The 17,896-nt window shown below is 65.2% G+C and carries 18 protein-coding genes and 1 tRNA gene; 6 read left to right on the top strand and 13 right to left on the bottom strand.

What is annotated here, in order from left to right; translation table 11 throughout:
* Positions 1-110: 110 nt before the first annotated feature.
* Genes KYX69_RS01575 through KYX69_RS01560 form a run of 4 tightly spaced genes read right to left on the bottom strand, consistent with a single transcriptional unit; the run spans position 111 to position 2,906 of the window.
* Positions 111-602 carry a DUF3299 domain-containing protein gene (locus tag KYX69_RS01575; RefSeq protein WP_300492834.1) on the bottom strand — a complete coding sequence of 164 codons (492 nt, stop codon included), beginning with the start codon at positions 600-602 and terminating at the stop codon, positions 111-113.
* A gap of 12 nt (positions 603-614) precedes the next feature.
* On the bottom strand, positions 615-1,943 hold the full coding sequence (locus KYX69_RS01570) for an ABC transporter permease (protein WP_300492831.1): 1,329 nt from the start codon (positions 1,941-1,943) through the stop codon (positions 615-617).
* A complete protein-coding gene (locus tag KYX69_RS01565) occupies positions 1,943-2,599 on the bottom strand; it encodes an ABC transporter ATP-binding protein (protein ID WP_300492828.1) in 657 nt (218 codons plus the stop codon). Before KYX69_RS01565 ends, KYX69_RS01570 begins: the two co-directional genes overlap by 1 nt.
* Before the next feature lie 19 nt (positions 2,600-2,618).
* Positions 2,619-2,906, bottom strand: a complete 288-nt coding sequence (locus tag KYX69_RS01560; RefSeq protein WP_300492825.1) for a hypothetical protein — start codon at positions 2,904-2,906, stop codon at positions 2,619-2,621.
* Between the two features lie 174 nt (positions 2,907-3,080).
* Here KYX69_RS01560 and KYX69_RS01555 point away from each other — a divergent pair, with 174 nt between their 5' ends.
* A complete protein-coding gene (locus KYX69_RS01555) occupies positions 3,081-4,331 on the top strand; it encodes a dipeptidase (protein ID WP_300492823.1) in 1,251 nt (416 codons plus the stop codon).
* 78 nt (positions 4,332-4,409) lie between these two features.
* Complete coding sequence (locus KYX69_RS01550) at positions 4,410-6,536, top strand: S46 family peptidase (RefSeq protein WP_300492820.1); 2,127 nt, start codon at positions 4,410-4,412, stop codon at positions 6,534-6,536.
* 76 nt (positions 6,537-6,612) lie between these two features.
* Here KYX69_RS01550 and KYX69_RS01545 read toward each other — a convergent pair whose 3' ends face one another.
* From KYX69_RS01545 to KYX69_RS01525, 5 genes are read right to left on the bottom strand one after another with little or no spacing between them, the layout of a single operon-like run.
* Positions 6,613-7,308, bottom strand: a complete 696-nt coding sequence (locus KYX69_RS01545; protein ID WP_300492817.1) for a response regulator — start codon at positions 7,306-7,308, stop codon at positions 6,613-6,615.
* A 22-nt stretch (positions 7,309-7,330) separates the two neighbouring features.
* Positions 7,331-7,930, bottom strand: coding sequence for a potassium-transporting ATPase subunit KdpC (kdpC, locus tag KYX69_RS01540; RefSeq protein WP_300492815.1), 600 nt, complete (start codon positions 7,928-7,930; stop codon positions 7,331-7,333).
* 11 nt (positions 7,931-7,941) lie between these two features.
* Positions 7,942-9,969 carry a potassium-transporting ATPase subunit KdpB gene (kdpB, locus tag KYX69_RS01535; protein ID WP_300492813.1) on the bottom strand — a complete coding sequence of 676 codons (2,028 nt, stop codon included), beginning with the start codon at positions 9,967-9,969 and terminating at the stop codon, positions 7,942-7,944.
* Positions 9,970-9,979: 10 nt separating this feature from the next.
* Entirely contained in the window at positions 9,980-11,683 is a 1,704-nt protein-coding gene (gene kdpA, locus KYX69_RS01530) for a potassium-transporting ATPase subunit KdpA (protein ID WP_300492811.1), read from the bottom strand.
* Positions 11,684-11,696: 13 nt separating this feature from the next.
* On the bottom strand, positions 11,697-11,786 hold the full coding sequence (locus tag KYX69_RS01525) for a potassium-transporting ATPase subunit F (RefSeq protein ID WP_224919938.1): 90 nt from the start codon (positions 11,784-11,786) through the stop codon (positions 11,697-11,699).
* A 234-nt stretch (positions 11,787-12,020) separates the two neighbouring features.
* Between KYX69_RS01525 and KYX69_RS01520 the strand changes: the two genes are divergently transcribed.
* Entirely contained in the window at positions 12,021-14,678 is a 2,658-nt protein-coding gene (locus KYX69_RS01520) for a sensor histidine kinase KdpD (protein ID WP_300492807.1), read from the top strand.
* A 484-nt stretch (positions 14,679-15,162) separates the two neighbouring features.
* Here the strand turns inward: KYX69_RS01520 and KYX69_RS01515 are convergent, their stop codons facing one another.
* Entirely contained in the window at positions 15,163-15,711 is a 549-nt protein-coding gene (locus KYX69_RS01515; RefSeq protein WP_300492805.1) for a hypothetical protein, read from the bottom strand.
* Between the two features lie 23 nt (positions 15,712-15,734).
* Positions 15,735-16,271: a hypothetical protein gene (locus KYX69_RS01510; protein WP_300492803.1), complete on the bottom strand. Its 537-nt coding sequence runs from the start codon at positions 16,269-16,271 to the stop codon at positions 15,735-15,737.
* 186 nt (positions 16,272-16,457) lie between these two features.
* Here KYX69_RS01510 and KYX69_RS01505 point away from each other — a divergent pair, with 186 nt between their 5' ends.
* The gene (locus tag KYX69_RS01505; protein ID WP_300492802.1) at positions 16,458-16,706 is read left to right on the top strand and encodes a hypothetical protein; all 249 of its coding nucleotides are present in this window, start codon (positions 16,458-16,460) and stop codon (positions 16,704-16,706) included.
* Between the two features lie 77 nt (positions 16,707-16,783).
* Entirely contained in the window at positions 16,784-16,987 is a 204-nt protein-coding gene (locus tag KYX69_RS01500; protein WP_300492800.1) for a hypothetical protein, read from the top strand.
* A 121-nt stretch (positions 16,988-17,108) separates the two neighbouring features.
* Here KYX69_RS01500 and KYX69_RS01495 read toward each other — a convergent pair whose 3' ends face one another.
* Positions 17,109-17,240: a hypothetical protein gene (locus tag KYX69_RS01495; protein ID WP_300492798.1), complete on the bottom strand. Its 132-nt coding sequence runs from the start codon at positions 17,238-17,240 to the stop codon at positions 17,109-17,111.
* Between KYX69_RS01495 and KYX69_RS01490 the strand changes: the two genes are divergently transcribed.
* Complete coding sequence (locus KYX69_RS01490; protein ID WP_300492796.1) at positions 17,230-17,757, top strand: tyrosine-type recombinase/integrase; 528 nt, start codon at positions 17,230-17,232, stop codon at positions 17,755-17,757. The genes KYX69_RS01495 and KYX69_RS01490 overlap by 11 nt on opposite strands.
* A 33-nt stretch (positions 17,758-17,790) precedes the next feature.
* Here KYX69_RS01490 and KYX69_RS01485 read toward each other — a convergent pair.
* Positions 17,791-17,866 (bottom strand) — tRNA-Ala (locus KYX69_RS01485).
* Positions 17,867-17,896 lie beyond the last annotated feature (30 nt).

The following is a 17,896-nucleotide window of genomic DNA, read 5'->3' as shown; positions in this document are numbered from 1 at the left end:
TTTGTTTACACTCGCCCGCCCAACCACTGTGTTTTCTTGGGGGGGCGGGGTGGGGGGGCGGGCCGGGCCCGATTCTGCTCTGGTGACAACGACTCTAAGCGCGCGCGCCGTCAAATCTTCTTCGCATTGACCAGCCGGTAGAAGATGCCGCTTTCGTCCTGCCCGGTCAGTTGCAGCGTGCCGCTGATCACCATCGGGTCGCGCTCGTTGAGCGGGACGCCGGCGGGGGCGAGCACTTCGATGAACTGGTTGGGCATGGCGTGGAAGTGGAAGGGGCAGCCCGGCGGATAGGCGAGCAGGACGAACCGCTTCTGCTTCGCCGCCTTGTCGAGCGGCATCATCCAGCCCGCGACCCTGATCTCCTTGCCGTTGAGCGCCTTGATCGCTGCCGGGAAGACCGGCTTGGAATAGATCACGCCAGCTGAAACGCGCTGCTTTTCGGTCGTGCTCTCGAGCAGCTTCCACGACGTCCCGCCCTTGGGCGTCGCCGCGGGCTTCCACACGTCCTTGACGTCCTGCTTGGGCCCGCCGCCCAGCAATTGCGCGGTCGCCGGTGCCGCGACCGTCAGCAGCGCCAGCGCCGTCAGGATCGAAGTCTTCATGATACGCATTCCCTACTGAGCCCGCGCAAGCGTGCGGGCAAGATCGACGCGGAATACCCTGAGCGCCGGGAGCAATGCGGCGACCAAGCCGATTCCCAGCACCCCGGCAAAGATCGCCAGCTCGCCCGGGTGCACCCGCCAGGGATCGAGGCCGATCTCCGCCAGCGGATCGAAGAACGCGCGCGCTGCAGCCAGCGCACCATGTGCCGTCACCAGCCCGAGCAGTGCCCCCGCCGCCGCGGTCAGCAGCCCTTCGAGCAGGATCGTGCCGAACACCGACACCCGCGTCGCCCCCATCACGCGCAGCAGCGCCAGATCGCCCTCGCGCGCCCGCGCCGCGTTGAGCAGCGCAACGAAGATGGCGAGGCCGCCAGTCGCGGCGAGCAGCCAGGCAAAGATCCGCGCCCCCTCGATCCCCGCGCGGAACAGCGTCAGCAACCGCGCGGTTTCCTGCGCGGGCACCGCCGCCTGCATGTTGGTCTGACGGTTGACGAAGCTTGGCACGCGCACCGCGCCCAATGCCGAGCGATAGCTGACCAGCAGCGCCGTCACCTCGGGCTCCAGCGTCCCGGCCGCACCGATCAGCGGCGCTTCCGCTTCCTCATAGTCATGGCCGGCATGCGCCTTCCCGGCTTCGCCTTCATGCTGCGCCTCACCCTTGTGATGGGCCTCATCGTCATGATGCGCCTCACCCTCATGATGCGCTGCGCCGTCATGGTCGTGTGCGATGCCATGAACGTCCCACACGCTTTCGACCGGGGTCAGGATCAGCCGGTCGATCACCGTTCCGGTCGGCGCCAGAATCCCGACAGTGGTAAACGGATGTTCGTCATGACCGGTCACGCCTTCGCCCTCGCCAAAGCCATGGCTGCCGACGAATTTCTGACCGACCCCCGCGCCGAGCTCCCGCGCAGCGGTCGCGCCCAGCACCGCGTCCCCAGCCTTGGCGAAGAGCTTCCCCTGATCGAGCTTTGCGCCATAGAGATCGAGATAGGACGGCTCGGTCCCGACGATGCGGTAGCCGCGGAAGCTGTCGCCCATCGCGAGCGGAACGACCCGCGCGACCGCCGGGTCGCGGCGCAGCAGCGCAACGCTGTCGAGCGGGATGTTCCCGGTCGGCGCGTCGATGTGATAGATGCTCGACAGGATCAGCTGGAGCGGCGAGCCCTTCGCCCCCACCACCAGATCGATCCCCTGCGCGTCGCGCTCCAGCCGGTCGGTCAGCTGGGTCGAGAAGATCAGCAGGATCGCCAGCGTCGCCACCGCGAGCCCGAGCAGCACGATGTTGAGCAGGGTGGTGAGCGCGCGATCGCGCAAATAGGCGAGGGCCAGTCCGAACATCACGCCGCCTCACGCACCGGTGCCAGGGTCACCGCATCTGGAATGAACGCCTTGATCCGCGCGTCATGGGTCGCAACCAGCAAAGTCGAGCCATGGGCGTTTGCGGTGTCGATGAGCAGGCGCGCGACCCGTTCGGCGTTGCGATCGTCGAGCGCGGAGGTCGGCTCGTCGGCGATCAACAGCCGGGGCCGCGCCACGAGCCCGCGCGCGATCGCCGCGCGCTGCGCCTCGCCCTGGCTCAGCTCGCGTGGCCGGGCATGCGCACGGTGCGACAGGCCGAGTTCGTCGAGCAGCGCCTTGACCTCGGCGCGATCCTGCCGCTGCCCGGCGAGACGCTGGGCGAGCAGCAGATTGGCGGTCACGTCGAGCGCCGCGACCAGGCGCAGCGTCTGGAACACCACTCCGATCTTGCGGCGGCGCAAATCGTCGCGGCGCGCGGGTGGCAGGTTGGTGATGGTCTCGCCATCGATCGCGACCGTGCCCTCCTGCGGGGTCAGCAGCCCGGCGATCAGGTGGATCAGCGTCGTCTTGCCCGAACCCGATGGCCCGAGCAGCACGCGGTGCGCGCCCGCATCTTGGATCAGGTCGAAACGATCGTGCACAGCCTGACCACCATAGCGGAAGGTCAGGCCGCTGATTTCCAGCAAATGAGGCATCGACTGATCCGTGCGCGGTTTACGGCAGGGTCACGGACGGCTGCTGCGCGGCGCCGCGGTCATCATCGGCGCTCTGATCAGCGGATGTCTCGGGGGATTCGGCAACCGCTTCCGGCTCCGGTTCCGATGCGACGGGGCTGTTGACCTCGGGCTGGTATTCATAGGGGGCAGCCGGAACCGAATGACTGGCATAGGCAGCAAAGGCATTGAACCGCTGCGGGCCGCCGAGCAGTTCGAGATCGCACGCCAGTGCCGGTGCCGCAGTGACAGTGAGCGCCGATCCGGCGAGCAGAATGAACTTGCGCATGAGCGAGTCTCCGATGAGATACAATACATCATATCCTCCATCCCCTACGGCGTTGCAAGTGCGCCCATCAGGAGTTGAGTCAATGACGCTGAAATTCGGTCACCCGGCTGCAGAACCCCCCGATGGTGTGAGCTGCCTGCTTTCATCCAAAGCGGATCGCATTAGGCTGGCGGCATGATCGCGCTTACCCTTGCTCCCCTGCTGCTGGCTGCGGCCCAGTCCGCTCCCACCGTTCCCGATGCCGCGACACAGGCGCGCGTCGAGCGTGTGCTTCGCGAAGCGCCGGTGATCGACGGACACAATGACCTCGCCTGGGAATTGCGCAAATCCTATGACGGCGCGGTCGAGGCGGTGGACCTCACCCGCGACACCGCGAAGCTCGACAAACCGCTCCAGACCGACATCCCGCGCTTGCGCAAGGGGCATGTCGGGGGCCAATTCTGGTCGCTCTACATCCCGGCGGACGAAACCGGGCCTGAAGCAGTTCAGGCGACGCTCGACCAGATCGACATCGTCCAGCGCTTCGTGCGCGCGCATCCCAAAACCTTCGCGATGGCGCAGACCGCCGCCGATGTCCGCGAGGCGCGAGGCGAGGGCAAGATCGCGTCGCTGATGGGGATTGAGGGCGGTCACCAGTTCGGCGGTCGCCTCTCGGTGCTGCGCCAGTTCCGCGAGCTCGGCGTGCTCTACATGACGCTGACCCACGGCAAGAGCCTGACCTGGGCCGATGCCGCCACCGATGCGCCACGATCGGGCGGGTTATCGCCGTTCGGGCGTCAGGTGATCGGCGAGATGAACCGGATCGGGATGATCGTCGACATCAGCCATGTATCGGACGCGACCATGGCTGCGGTGCTTGATGTTACCAAGGCGCCGGTGATCGCTTCCCATTCGTCCGCGCGGGCGGTTGCCGATCGACCGCGCAACATCCCCGATCCGCTGCTGCGCCGGATCGCACAGAATGGCGGGGTGGTGATGGTCAATTTCTACCCCGCCTTTCTATCGACGGAATGGAATGATTGGGACAATCGACGGATCGCGTTCGCGAAGGAAATTGGCCTTCCTTCTGCGCCCTCCGGCCAGCGCTCGACCCCCGCCTTGGTCGCCTGGGAACGCGCCAACCCGCAACCGCGCGTCGATGTTCGCACGGTGGCCGACCATGTCGAGCATATCGCAAAGGTTGCCGGTTACGACCATGTCGGGCTGGGCGCGGATTATGACGGGATCAGCGGCACCGGCCCCGAGGGGATGAAGGGCGTCGACAGCTATCCGCTGCTGTTCGCCGAACTCGCCCGGCGCGGCTGGAGCGACGCGAACCTCGCCAAGCTGTCGCAGAATAATGTGCTGCGCGTGATGGAAGGGGTCGAGGCCACCGCCCGCGCGATGACCGGCGCCCCGCCCACCGACGCGAACGATCCGCGCTGACCGCGACCGTAACGCTTGCAACGATCGGTACAGCGGGCTACCGCTATGCGGTTACATTATATCATTGAGGGTTCAACCGTGCGCCATCGCTTCCTGTTGCTTGCTCCGCTCATCCTGCTCGCCGGCCCGGTCGCCGCTGACGAGGGGATGTGGCTTCCCAGCCAGACCGAGGCGATCGGCGACAAGATGCGCGCGGCCGGCCTTGAGCTGGATCCCAAGACGCTCGGCGACCTCAACCGCGCGCCGCTCAACGCGATCGTCTCGCTCGGCGGCTGTTCGGCGGCGTTCCTGAGCGATCAGGGGCTGATCGCGACCAACCATCACTGCGTCTATGGCTCGATCCAGTATAACAGCTCGCCCGAGCATAATTATCTGCGCGACGGCTTTCTCGCCCGCTCGTTCGGCGACGAACTCCCCGCCGCCCCCGGCAGCCGCGTCTATGTGATCGAGGATCTGCGCGACGTGACCGCCGCCATGCTGCGCGGCGCGACCAAGCTGTCGGGCGAAGCGCGCAACGGCCGGATCGAAACCAACCGCAAGGCGCTGATTGCCACGTGCGAGAAACAGGCCAACCGCCGCTGCGACGTGCGCGCCTATTTCGGCGGCAAGCAATATTTCCTGCAGCAGCAGCTGGAGATTCAGGACATTCGCCTCGTCTACGCGCCCGCTGGCGGCGTCGGCAATTTCGGCGGCGAGATCGATAACTGGCAATGGCCGCGCCACACCGGCGATTTCGGCTTCTACCGCGCCTATGTCGCGCCCGACGGCTCGTCCGCGCCCTATTCGAAGGACAATGTCCCGTTCAAGCCCAAGGCATGGCTGCCGATCGCCAAGCAGGGGTTGAAGGAGGGCGATTTCATCATGGTGGCGGGCTTCCCCGGCACCACCGAACGCCACCGCACCGGGGCGGAAACGCGCTTCTACTTCGAAAAGCTCTATCCGCTGCAGCAGCGGCTGCTGTCCGACTATTCCGACGCGATCAACGCCGCCACGGCGTCCTCGCCCGACCTGGCGATCCGTTATGCCTCGATCCTCAAGGGCACGGATAACTACAAGAAGAAGATCCTCGGCCAACTCGCCGGAGCGGACGCGATCCGCTTGATCGAGCGCAAGGAAAGCGACGAGCAGGCGTTCCGCGCATGGGTCGCCGCCGACGCTACCCGTCGCGAACGCTGGAGCGCCGGCCTTACCGCGCTCGATACCCAGGCCGCAGACGCGAATGCCGCCGCGCTCGAAACGCTCCGCCGCGGGTTGCTCGATCGCGGCCAGCTCTATGCCGCAGCGATGCGCGCCTATCGCTGGTCGCTCGAGCGCGCCAAGCCCGATGCGCAGCGCAAATCGGGCTTCCAGGACCGCGACCGCCGCGCACTCCAGGAGGCGCTGACCCAGATCGAGCGGCGCTTCGACCCCGCAGTCGATCGCGCCTTGTTCGAAAAGGCGGTTGCCGAATATCGCCAGCTGCCCGCCGCATCGCGCAACGCGGGATTCGATGCCGCGCTCGACAAGATCGGCATGGACGCGCTGTATCGCGATACGAAGCTCGGCACGACCGCCAACCGGATCGCGTTGCTCGACATGACGGCCGACGCGCTCAAGGCATCGACCGACCCGTTCGTTCAGCTGGCCATTGCCGCCTATCCCGACCTGGAGGCGCGCGAAGCCGCGACCAACGCCCGCGCCGGCAATCTTCAGGCGGCGCGCTCGACCTACATGGATGCCCGCATGGGCTATGCCGCGTCACAGGGGCGGACGCTCTATCCCGACGCCAACAGCTCGCTGCGCTTCAGCTATGGCACGGTGAAGGCCAAGAAGCGCGACGGCATGGCCTGGACCGCGTTCACCACCGGCGAGGGGATCGTCGAGAAGCAGACCGGCAAGGAACCGTTCAACGCGCCGCAAAAGACGATCGACCTGATCAAGGCCAAGGATTACGGCGCCTATACCGCGCCGGAGCTGGGTACGCTGCCGGTCAATTATCTCGGCACGGTCGACATCACCAACGGCAACTCGGGCTCTTCGACGCTCAACGCGCGCGGCGAGTTTGTCGGCCTGGTGTTCGACGGCACGATCGAGGGGATCATCTCCGACTGGTGGTTCGACCCGTCGATCACCCGGTCGATCCATGTCGACAGCCGCTACATCTTCTGGACCATGGCCAAGGTCGATGGCGCCCAGCGCCTGCTGGATGAGATGAAAGTGAAGTAAGCCGGTCAGCAACCGGACCTGTGCCCAACACAGGTCCGGTCGCGCCGCGCGCAACGGGCTGCTGTCGGGCGGATCATCAGTCTCGCGTCGCCTTCAATCGGTAACCGACGCCTGGCTCGTTCTGGATAAGCGCAGGGCGCGCGGGGTCCGCTTCCAGCTTCTGCCGCAGATTGCGGACGACGATCCGCAGATAATCGACCCGTTGCGCGTGCGCCGGCCCCCAGACGGTGCGCAAGAGCTGGGCGTGGCTGATCACCCGGTCGGGCTTCCGTGCCAGCTCGGCCAGCACCTCATATTCCTTTGGCGACAGATGGACTTCCGTGCCGGCCCGCCGGACGCGGCGATGGGTCAGGTCGATTTCGACATCCCCAAGCTGCACAGGCAAATGATCCGTCGTGCCCGACAGCCGGTGGCGCAACGCGGTGCGGATGCGGGCGAGCAGCTCTTCGGTATCGAACGGCTTGGTCAGATAGTCATCGGCGCCCAGATCGAGCGCGGCGACCTTTTCCGCCACATCCTCTCGGGCCGACACCACCAGCAGCGTCGCGGTCGAGCGTGCCTTGATCGGCTGGATCAGTTCGATCCCGTCGCGGTCCGGCAGGCCGAGGTCGAGCAGCACTGCATCCGGCTTTTCGATGTCCAGCAGCGACAGCCCTTCTCGCGCGGTCGCTGCTTCGACCGCCATATGCCCCGCGCGCTGGATCGCGGCGCGGAGCAGGCGGCGGATATGGACATCGTCCTCGATGATCAGAAGCTTGGTCGGCAACGCCATGCGCTCCCGCTTAGAGCAGGCGCTATCGCCGGTCGAGCGCGGTTGCGCGGGGGAGTGCGTCGAGCGCGCGGTTGAGCGTCAGAACATTGACCCGGTCTTCTCCGAGGAAGCCGAACAGCGGCGTCTGGATTTGGCGACGGACCAGCGACTCGACGGTGCCCCGCTTCAGGCCGCGCGCAGCGGCAACGCGATCGACTTGAGACAAAGCCGCTTCGGGGCTGATATGGGGGTCGAGCCCCGAAGCGGAGGCAGTCACCAGATCGGCGGGGACCGATTGTCCTGGTGAAGTGCGGTTGGCATCGGCATCGGCCTCCACGCGATCGACCAACGCCTGCGATGTCGGGCCAAGATTCGACCCGGCCGATGCAGCTGCATCATAGCCTTCGGCGCCAGCGGCCGAGGGGCGGCCGTGGAAGTAACGGTCGCCGGTGAATTTCTGGCCGAGCAGTTCGGAGCCGATGACCTTGTCCCCCTCGCGGATCAGGCTGCCATTGGCCTGATGCGGGAAGAGCAATTGTGCGACGCCGGTGATCAGCGCGGGATAGACGAGGCCCAGCAGCAAGGCGAACAAGGCGGTCAGCACGAGAGCAGGGCGCAATGCGGTTTTGAGGTCGGTGAGCATTGGAGGAATCCTCAGGCGAGGTTGAGGCCGGTGACGGCCAGGTCGATGAGCTTGATGCCGATGAACGGCGCGACCAGGCCGCCCAGGCCATAGACGGCGAGGTTGCGGGCAAGCAGCGGACCGGCGGCCATCGGCTTGTACGCAACGCCCTTCAGCGCCAGCGGGACAAGGCACGGGATGATCAGCGCGTTGAAGATGATCGCCGACAGGATCGCGCTTTCGGGCGACCCCAGCCCCATCACGTTGAGCACGCCAAGCCCCGGATACAGCGCAACGAACATCGCCGGGATGATCGCGAAATATTTCGCGACGTCATTGGCCACCGAGAAGGTGGTGAGCGCGCCACGTGTCATCAGCAGCTGTTTGCCCAGGCCCACGATCTCGATCAGCTTGGTCGGATCGCTGTCGAGGTCGACCATATTGCCCGCCTCGCGCGCGGCCTGGGTGCCGGTGTTCATCGCCACGCCGACATCGCTCTGAGCGAGTGCGGGCGCGTCGTTGGTGCCGTCGCCGCACATCGCGACCAGCTTGCCGCCCGCCTGTTCCTTGCGGATCAGCGCCAGCTTGTCCTCAGGCGTCGCCTCGGCGAGGAAGTCGTCGACCCCGGCTTCGGCGGCGATTGCGGCAGCGGTGAGCGGGTTGTCGCCGGTGATCATCACCGTGCGGATGCCCATGCGGCGCAATTCGGCGAAGCGTTCGCGCACCCCGGCCTTGATCACGTCCTTGAGCGCGACCGCGCCGAGCAGCTTGCCGTCCTTGGCTACCGCAAGCGGGGTCATGCCGGCGCGGGCGATCTCGTCAGTCGCACGGCGCAGTTCAGCCGCAGCAGGCGTGTCGCCGAGCCCGGGATTGGCGCGCAGCACCGAATCCACCGCGCCCTTCTGGATCAGCCCTTCGGCGATCTTGACGCCCGAAATGCGGGTCTGGGCGGTGAAGGCGATCACCTCGGCCTCGGCGGGCAGGCTGGGGACCGACACGCCGAACTTCTCACGCGCCAGCACCACGACCGAGCGGCCCTCGGGCGTCTCGTCGGCCAGGCTGGCGAGCAGAGCAGCGCGGGCGAGATCCTCGACCGCGATGCCGGACAGCGGGCGGAACTCGCTCGCCTGACGGTCGCCGATCGTGATAGTGCCGGTCTTGTCCAGCAGCAGGACGTCGATGTCACCCGCAGCCTCGACCGCGCGGCCCGACTTGGCGAGGACATTAAACCGCACCAGCCGGTCCATGCCGGCAATGCCGATCGCCGACAGCAATGCCGCGATGGTGGTCGGGATCAGCGTGATCAGCAGCGCGGCGAGGATCGCGACCGGGATGCTGCCGCCCGCGTAGCTGGCGAAGCCCGGGATCGTCGCGACCGCGATCAGGAAGATGATGGTCAGGCCGACGAGCAGGATGGTCAGCGCAACCTCGTTCGGGGTCTTTTGCCGCTCCGCACCTTCGACCAGCGCGATCATGCGGTCGAGGAATCCCTGTCCCGGCTCCTGCGTCACGCGCACCTTGATCCGGTCGGAGATGACGCGCGTGCCCGCCGTCACGGCCGAGCGGTCGCCGCCGGCCTCGCGGATCACCGGCGCGCTTTCGCCTGTAATCGCGCTTTCGTTGACCGACGCGACGCCCTCGACCACCTCGCCATCGGCGGGGATCAGGTCGCCAGTCTCGACCAGCACCAGTTCGCCCTTGGCCAGCAACGATGCGCCGACCAGGCCCCAGGCGTCACCGACACCGATCAGGCGCTTGGCCTGAAGCTCGGCCTTGGTCGCGCGCAGCGACGCAGCCTGCGCCCGCCCCCGCCCCTCGGCCAGCGCCTCGGCAAAAGTGCCGAACAGCACGGTCAGCCACAGCCACACGATCAGCTGGATCTGGAACGGGATGGCGAGGCCCTCGCCCCCGATACCGAGCAGCAATGTCAGCAGCAGCGCCACCGACGCGGTCACGAACATCACCGGGTTGCGGATCAGCTGGCGCGGATCGAGCTTCTTGAACGCGTCGCCGATCGCCGGAACGATCAGGTCAGCGGTGAACATGGATTTGGTGGTCATCGTTCGGCACTCAGAACAGCTGGCCGTGGACCATCGCGAACTGATCGGCGATGGGTCCAAGCGCGAGCGAGGGGAGGAAGGTCAGGCCGCCGAGGATCAGGATGATTCCGACGAGCAGGCCGACCCACAGGCCGCCGGTGGTCGGGAACGAGCCCGCTGTTTCCGGCGTGTATTTCTTGGCGGCGAGGCTGCCCGCGATGGCGAGCACCGGTACGATCACGAAGAAGCGGCCAAGCCACATCGCGACCCCCAGCAGCCCGTTGTAGAAGGGCGTGCCCGAGGTGATCCCGGCAAAGGCGGAGCCGTTATTCCCGGTCGCGGAGGTGAAGGCGTAGAGGATCTCCGAAAAGCCGTGCGGCCCCTTGTTGAGCGGCCCCGCCAGACCATCGGGCAGCACTGCGGCGAGCGCGGTGAAGCCGAGGATGCACAGCGGCAGGATCGCGATGGCGAGTACCGCCAGCTTGACCTCCCGGCTCTCGATCTTCTTGCCGACATATTCCGGCGTGCGCCCGACCATCAGGCCCGCGACGAACACCGCGAGGATGGCGAACAGCAGGAATCCATAGATGCCCGCACCGACGCCGCCGATCACGACTTCGCCCAACTGCATGTTGAACAGCGGGATCATGCCGCCCAGTGGGGTGAAGCTGTCATGCATCGCATTGACCGCGCCGCACGACGCGGCAGTGGTGACGACCGAGAACAGCGCGCTCGCGGCGATGCCGAAGCGGACTTCCTTGCCCTCCATATTGCCGCCCGCAACGCCGAGCGCGTGGAGGTTCGGGTTACCGGCGGCCTCGGCCCAATAGGTGACGCCTGCCCCAACCGTGAACAGGATCAGCATCGCGGTGAGGATCGCCCAGCCCTGGCGCGTGTTGCCCACCGCCTTGCCGAAGGTCCAGGTCAGTCCAGCGCCGATGGCGAAGATCGACAGCATCTGCACCAGATTGGTCAGCGCATTGGGATTCTCGAACGGATGCGCGCTGTTGGCGTTGAAGAAGCCGCCGCCATTGGTGCCGAGCATCTTGATCGCCTCCTGCGAGGCGACAGGGCCGAGCGCGATCGATTGCTTGAGCCCCTCAAGACCCGTCGCATCGACCAGGCTGGCAAAGGTCTGCGGCACGCCATTGGCGACCAGGAACAGCGCATAGACGATGCACAGCGGCAGCAGCAGGTACAGCGTGATCCGCGTCACATCCGCCCAGAAATTGCCGAGCCCGCTCACCTGCCGGCGCGCAAAGCCGCGGAACAGCGCAAAGGCGATGGCGATGCCGGTCGCGGCGGACAGGAAGTTGTGGATCGTCAGCCCCAGCATCTGGCTGAGGTTCGACAGCGCCACCTCACCCGAATACCATTGCCAGTTGGTGTTGGTTGTGAAGCTGATCGCGGTGTTGAACGCGCCATCGGCGGTCATCCCGGCGAGGCCGCGCGCGTTCATCGGCAACACGCTCTGCAGGCGCAGCACCGCATATGTGAACAGCAGCAAGGCGAGGTTGAAGATCAGCATGTGCAGCGCGTAGCGGCGCCAGCTCTGCTCGACGGTCGGATCGATCCCGGCAAGCGTGTAGAAGCCACGCTCGACCGGCCCGAGCACGGCGTGCAACGGCGTGCGGCGCCCTTCATAGAGCGCGAAGAGCCACAGCCCGATCGGCTTGGCGAGCGCCGCGACCAGCGCGACGAAGAGGAGGATCAACCCCCATCCCTGAACGGTCATAAAATCGGGGCTTTCAGAATTTCTCGGGCCGGACGAGCACGGCGGCGAGATAGATGAGCAGGGCAAGCGCGGTGATGCCGGCGAGCGTCAGGTGAAGGCTCATCTCAGGCCTCGTCACACAGGCGCAGATAGGCGAGCGTCGCGAGGAACAGGCCGCCGAGCACGGCGAGCCAGATGACGTCAGACATGGGGGCGGACTCCGAATGGTTCGGAGGGTCAATTAGGCGCGAAGCCCATTAAGCTTCGCCGGTGAATGCAATGCGCGGGCATTAAGAAAGCATAGGAATCGCGCGCCATTGCTTGGCATCCGTGCAGGCCCGCGCCAGTGTCACCGCCGATGCCCGACCCCGAATCCCGCCCTTCCCCCGAAGCCCTGCTGCGCGCCGCGCACCGCGAGCAGCGGGGTCGGCTCAAGATTTTCCTCGGGGCCGCGCCCGGGGTGGGCAAGACGTTCGAGATGCTGCGCGAAGGCGCCGAGCGGCTGCGCGCCGGGAGCGATGTCGTGGTCGCTGTGGTCGAAACGCATGGACGCGCAGAGACTCAGGCGCTGGTCGCGCCGTTCGAGGTGATCGCGCGCCGCACCCTGCCCTATCGCGGGCACGACCTGGAGGAAATGGACCTCGACGCGGTGCTGGCGCGGCGGCCGCAGCTGGCGTTGGTCGACGAGTTTGCCCACACCAATGCCGAGGGGTGTCGCCATCCCAAACGCTGGCAGGACGTGATGGAGCTGCGTGACGCGGGTATCGACGTCTACACCACGCTCAACGTCCAGCATGTCGAAAGCCTCAACGACGTCGTCGCGAGCTTCACCAAGGTCCGCGTGCGCGAAACCGTGCCAGACAGTGTGTTCGACGGCGCCGAGATCGAGGTCGTCGACCTGCCCCCCGACGAGCTGATCGATCGACTGAAGGAGGGCAAGGTCTATATCCCCGCCGAAGCATCGCGGGCGCTCGGCCATTTTTTCTCCAAGCCAAACCTGTCTGCATTGCGCGAGATGGCGCTGCGCCGCGCCGCGCTGAGCGTCGATCAGGCGCTGCTGGAGCATCTTGACGCCAGCGCACTACCCGGCACCTTCGCCGGGGGTGAGCGCGTGCTGGTCGCGATCAGCGAACTTCCCGGATCGGACGCATTGGTGCGGGCCGCCAAACGGCTCGCAGATGCACTTCGCGCACCATGGCAGGCAGTTTATATCGAAACCCCGCGCGCCGAGCAGTTCGGCGAAGATGAGAAGCGCCGTATTGCAGACACGCTGCGCCTCGCCTCCAGCCTCGGCGCCACGATCGCAACCGTTCCGGCCGCAAGCGTGATCGAGGGCCTGTCGATCCATGTTGAGGGCATGCGCGCGACCCAGCTGGTAATCGGCAAGTCGGTGCGCAGCTGGTGGTTTGAGCTCCGACACGGATCGGTCGTCGGTGCAATGCTGCGCGCGCGTGATGGTCTGGCGGTTCATGTCATCCCGGCGACGGAAGCCAGCACGGCCAGAGCTGCGCGCGCGCCCGCCGCGCGATGGGGCGATCCCGCAGCCTATGCGACCATTGGCGCACTGATCGCTGCCACGACATTGGTCGGAAAGCTGGTCGAACCCTGGATCGGTCTCGGCGGCGTCGACCTGCTGTTCCTGCTCCCGGTGATCGTGGCTTCAGGGCGGTTCGGACTGCGGCCGGGGCTCGCGACCGGATTACTCGCCGGGCTCGCCTATAACTTCTTTTTCCTGCCGCCGATCTACACCTTCACCATCGCTGACCCCCAAAGTCTGCTGACGATGTTCGTGCTGATCGGCATTGCGGCGTTCACCGCCAATCTCGCTGCCAAGCTCAAGGCGCGCGCAACGCTTGGCGCGCGTGGGGCGCAGGAGAATGCCGCGATCGCCGCGTTCGGCCAGGCGTTGGCGCGTGCTTCGAACTGGGAGACCACCAGCCGGATCATTTGCGATGAGGTCTCGCGACTGCTCGGTGTCAATGTCGTGCTTCTCAACCGCCGCGATCATGAATTGACGATCGTCGCGCAGTCACCCAACGGCGGTGTGGAGCTGGGATCGGTAAATATTGCCGCCGCGGACTGGTCATGGGATCGCGGTGAACCGGCGGGGATGGGCACCGGCACGCTGAACGCGGCTGACTGGCAATTTCACCCGCTCAAGACCGCACTGGGCGTGCTCGCGGTCATCGGCATCGCGCGCGCCGATGGACGCGATCCAGTGCGCGCCGATCGCGCTGTGCTGCTCCAAACACTGTTAGGTCAGGCGGCGCTGGCGCATGAGCGACTGAAGCTGGAGGACGAAGTCCGCGAAGTCAGCCTGCTCAAGGAACGCGATCGGCTTCGCGCGGCGTTGCTGTCCTCGATCGGCCACGACCTGCGCACGCCGCTCACCTCGGTCGCAACCGCGATCGAAGCGATTGCATTCGAGCATCCCGAAGCACCGACCCTGCCGATCGCGCGAATGGAGGTTGCACGATTGCGCCGCTTCCTCGACAATCTTGTCGACATGGTGCGGATCGACGGCGGAGCGCTGGAGCTGCGCCCCGAGCCGATCGATCTGACCGATGCGATCGGGGGCGCCGTCCATGATCTCAAGGACCTGTTCCGCGGGCGGCATATCGACCTGCGTGTGCCGGCAAACCTTCCTTTCGTCACCGCCGACCCGACCCTGCTTCACCATATCCTGATCAACCTGCTGGCGAACGCAGCACAGCATGGTGGGGAAGCGGGCACGATCACCATCGAGGGCACGCGCACGCCGGACGCGGTCGAGCTGTCGGTTCGGGATGAAGGGCCTGGTCTCGACGAAGGCCAGGAAGCGCTAATCTTCGAGACGTTTGCTCAAGGACGCGGCGGCGACCGTCATGGCGGCAGCGGTCTGGGGCTTGCCATCGTCAGGGGCTTCGCGACTGCCATGGGGGTCGATGTCCAAGCACGCAACCATCCGACCAACGGGGCCATCTTCACCCTGCGCTTTCCGAAGCAGCTATTGCCGGGTTCCACGCTCCAAGCATGACCAGCTGCATCAGTGTAAAGGCTGAACTGTTGGCGTTACATCGCGGCGATCTAACGTCGATGAGGTGCCCCATCGACCTTCCTGATCCTGCCGGGTAATTTTGTGTCCATCAACAAGACCGACACGGCCGTCGCAATCTTCGATTGATTCCATGCGAAGCGCTGGCACGGCAACTCCAGATTCCATAGAGATGATGTCCATGGAAGCAGCGATGCATCCCCTCTTTGTATGATTGCATGGAAGCCCAATCTCCATGAGTTTTCGAGGCAAACCCCTTCTCGATCCTTCGTTGAGATATGCTTCGATTGGTCTTGCAACGCTTCGCGTATTTTCCATACCGCTGGATCACCGCCACGATCACGCGACAGTGCTGGGTGCGATCATGTCGCGGTGATCCAAGCCGTCCTGCGACCGCAGGACCCACTTGCGCCTGAGCTCGGCAGAAGGCGATCACCTCCTGCGTCACAGCGTTGCGGCCAACCGCCTAAGCGGCCCTTCTCGTTGGTGCGATAAGTTCGAGGGTAGCTTTCAGGTTTTCGTCGACGATGCGGTGCGCCGGCTGAAAATCCCACGAATGATAGAAGTCATGATCCGGTCGCAGCATCTCCTCCGTGATGTAGGAGGCAACTCGCTCGCTGCTATTCACATCGATCTCGATCGAGCCTGCTCCGCGCGTAAAACGCTTCCAGATCTTGGGCAGCTCCTCCTCCCAGGGCTTGTCGAGGTTGTGCTGCCAGAATGCCCGCGTGAAATTGGCGACGCAGTGGAGATGGGGGTTACTGTCGAGCTTTTCCGGCATCGCCACGAGATGCAATCGCTCACAGGAGTAGCGGCTACGCGGGTTGGACGTCCTGAGCATGAACTTGTCCACCTCGCAGCAGAATGCGCTCAGCATCTTGCGCATCAGCTCGGGCTCCATGTCCGCACGGTTCAGCACCATGTCTTTGCGGTTCGGCGCAAGCGTGATCGCATGGCTGAACTCGGGGCGTGAGAGCCACTCGATCGTCTCAGCACGAAGGCGCACACGCGACATCGAATAGTCGGTTCTTGCGAGGGTCACTTGTGAAACGCCCGCTCGAGGGCCGCAAGATCTTCGTCGCGCAATCCCGCTTTCGAACTTTCGGGCCGCAGCCGCCGAACCAGCTCCATCGTTGCGATCTCTGGCAAAGCCAGCCAACGTCGGCGAGGGTCGCGCGCCGCCACGACCTCTTCGAGCAGAGCGCGCGTATCGGCAGGCAGGTCGTTGAGCGAACAACCTGCCACAGCCTCCAGCTTGCGCACGGTCTCGTCGGACGAATAGGAAACGCCGAAGAGCGCCCTGAAGTCCGCTTTCGGGAACCGCTGCTCCAACACGGCGAGAATGAAGGCGCTAGAGTCGATCCCCAGCACCTCGGCCATATCCAGCGCCCGCTCCACCGGGATACCGACGCGCCCCAACGCCATGTGGCTGAGCACCACCGACGACTTATACCCTAGCTGCTTTGCGACATCGCGCTGGGACCGGCCAGCTCCCTGAGCGGCCTTGATACTCGCTTCCAGCATCACCTGCGCGCGCGTCCCTGCCAATGGATACTGATCCACGTCGTCCGTCATGCAATTTTCCACTTGATGCCAGATTGTTGTGCAACAACACACACACACTCGATGACTACAGCACCCCCTCAGAGAGCCGCCATGAAGGTATGCGCGCAACGCCCTGTATCAGATCTTGCACAACGGCTTCGTAGTGCCGCCCGAACTGGGCGCAAGCTGCACCTAGCGCCGGAGCATGTCCGCGTTTTGCTCTTCGAGGACATCTACCGCGTCATCAGCGCAATGGAAGCACAGGAGATCAGAGCCGCATGCGAAGCCGCAACCGTCAACGACAACGACATCAACTTGGAAGCTACTGGCTCTGGCAGCGGCCAGACGGTGGCGCCTGGTGCATCTGCCGGCTCGAATATCGTTCCGATGGACGCGCTGTCACGCGGCACCTCACAACTCCTGCGCGAGGAGGCGGCCCAGATTCGCCGCCGCAAGAGGCACTAGACGCACTCGCGGCGCATCATGTCGCGAACACCGCGCCTCAGAAGCAATCCAAGGACGAGGCCCTCGTCGAGGCGCTCATGGCAGACTGGCTCAAGCATCATGTCGCCAACCTCGCAGCACCGGATCGCTACGTCTATTCAATCGACCAGTGGATCGCATTCTTCGAAGAGGAGCGCAGGCTGGGCCGGGTCAAAGGACCAACGGTGATGGAGCTCACCCCCGATCTGCAAATGCGATTTCGCACCTGGCGCGCCAAAGCGGGCGTCGGCGGCCATAGATAGACCGCGACCTTGCTGCACTGAGGGGCGCTCTGAGCTGGGCATGGAAGGCGCAACGCATTGACCATCCCCCGTTTGTCGCCAGCGTGCCGGTGCATCAAAGGCACCTCCGCGTGACCGGCTGTTATCGTTCGAGGAGATCGCCGCCATCCTGGATGCTTGCGCTGGCAAGGCGGAGCGCGAACATCTCGTTCGCTTCATTGTGCTTGAGCTCGGCACAGCCGGCCGGCAGGCCAGAGGCAATCTTGGAGCTCACCGACGCCAATATCGACCTCAAGCGCAACCTGATCGACCCGCGTCAGCCGGGGCGGGGGCACTCGCGGAAACGCCGTGCTGTCGTCCCCATGGCGAAGGCGGTCCGTCCTTGGGTCGAGGGCATCAAAGGTAAGCTCATCAAATACAAGGTCGCGATCGCGGAGAAAAACCGCGTTCCGGGCGGTCCAACGCATTTCGAGCGTGAGACCAAGAGCATCAAGACGGCGTGGAACGCGGCGTGCGAAGAGGCGGGCGTAAAAGGTGCGACGCCCAAGACGCTGAGGCACACGATGCTCACTTGGCTGGCCGAGCGCGGCGTGCCGTCAGAGCAGCGTCAGATGCTCGCCGGGCATAGCGCTCAAGGCACGACCGCGCGCAACTACGAACACCTGTCGCCCACCTATCTGAACGCTGCTGTGGCGGCGATCGACGAATTTTTCATCGAACTCTCGAAGCACACCAAAGCGCACCTGCGATACGCCAGCGATACAGAACACAAACAAGCGCCGGCCGCGTAGACCGGAAAATCGCTTGTTTCCAATGCGTTAGGTTGGTGGAGCTGAGGGGAATCGAACCCCTGACCTCTGCAGTGCGATTGCAGCGCTCTCCCATCTGAGCTACAGCCCCGCTCCACGTCCCGGCAGTGCCGGAAGGCGG

This window comes from Sphingomonas sp., assembly GCF_030145815.1.
Lineage (GTDB): Bacteria > Pseudomonadota > Alphaproteobacteria > Sphingomonadales > Sphingomonadaceae > Sphingomonas.
Note: the sequence above shows the minus strand (reverse complement) of the source record. Positions and strands in the feature narration are given on the sequence as shown.

Bases quoted from the DNA above. Each gene is read 5' to 3' on its own strand.
- kdpA (WP_300492811.1), bottom strand. From the start codon at position 11,683: ATGACCGTTCAGGGATGGGGGTTGATCCTCCTCTTCGTCGCGCTGGTC.
- KYX69_RS01500 (WP_300492800.1), top strand. From the start codon at position 16,784: ATGGCAGACTGGCTCAAGCATCATGTCGCCAACCTCGCAGCACCGGAT.
- KYX69_RS01525 (WP_224919938.1), bottom strand. From the start codon at position 11,786: ATGAGCCTTCACCTGACGCTCGCCGGCATCACCGCGCTTGCCCTGCTC.
- kdpB (WP_300492813.1), bottom strand. From the start codon at position 9,969: ATGACCACCAAATCCATGTTCACCGCTGACCTGATCGTTCCGGCGATC.
- KYX69_RS01570 (WP_300492831.1), bottom strand. From the start codon at position 1,943: ATGTTCGGACTGGCCCTCGCCTATTTGCGCGATCGCGCGCTCACCACC.
- KYX69_RS01520 (WP_300492807.1), top strand. From the start codon at position 12,021: ATGCCCGACCCCGAATCCCGCCCTTCCCCCGAAGCCCTGCTGCGCGCC.
- KYX69_RS01555 (WP_300492823.1), top strand. From the start codon at position 3,081: ATGATCGCGCTTACCCTTGCTCCCCTGCTGCTGGCTGCGGCCCAGTCC.
- KYX69_RS01510 (WP_300492803.1), bottom strand. From the start codon at position 16,271: ATGACGGACGACGTGGATCAGTATCCATTGGCAGGGACGCGCGCGCAG.
- KYX69_RS01545 (WP_300492817.1), bottom strand. From the start codon at position 7,308: ATGGCGTTGCCGACCAAGCTTCTGATCATCGAGGACGATGTCCATATC.
- KYX69_RS01560 (WP_300492825.1), bottom strand. From the start codon at position 2,906: ATGCGCAAGTTCATTCTGCTCGCCGGATCGGCGCTCACTGTCACTGCG.
- KYX69_RS01515 (WP_300492805.1), bottom strand. From the start codon at position 15,711: ATGTCGCGTGTGCGCCTTCGTGCTGAGACGATCGAGTGGCTCTCACGC.
- KYX69_RS01565 (WP_300492828.1), bottom strand. From the start codon at position 2,599: ATGCCTCATTTGCTGGAAATCAGCGGCCTGACCTTCCGCTATGGTGGT.
- KYX69_RS01575 (WP_300492834.1), bottom strand. From the start codon at position 602: ATGAAGACTTCGATCCTGACGGCGCTGGCGCTGCTGACGGTCGCGGCA.
- kdpC (WP_300492815.1), bottom strand. From the start codon at position 7,930: ATGCTCACCGACCTCAAAACCGCATTGCGCCCTGCTCTCGTGCTGACC.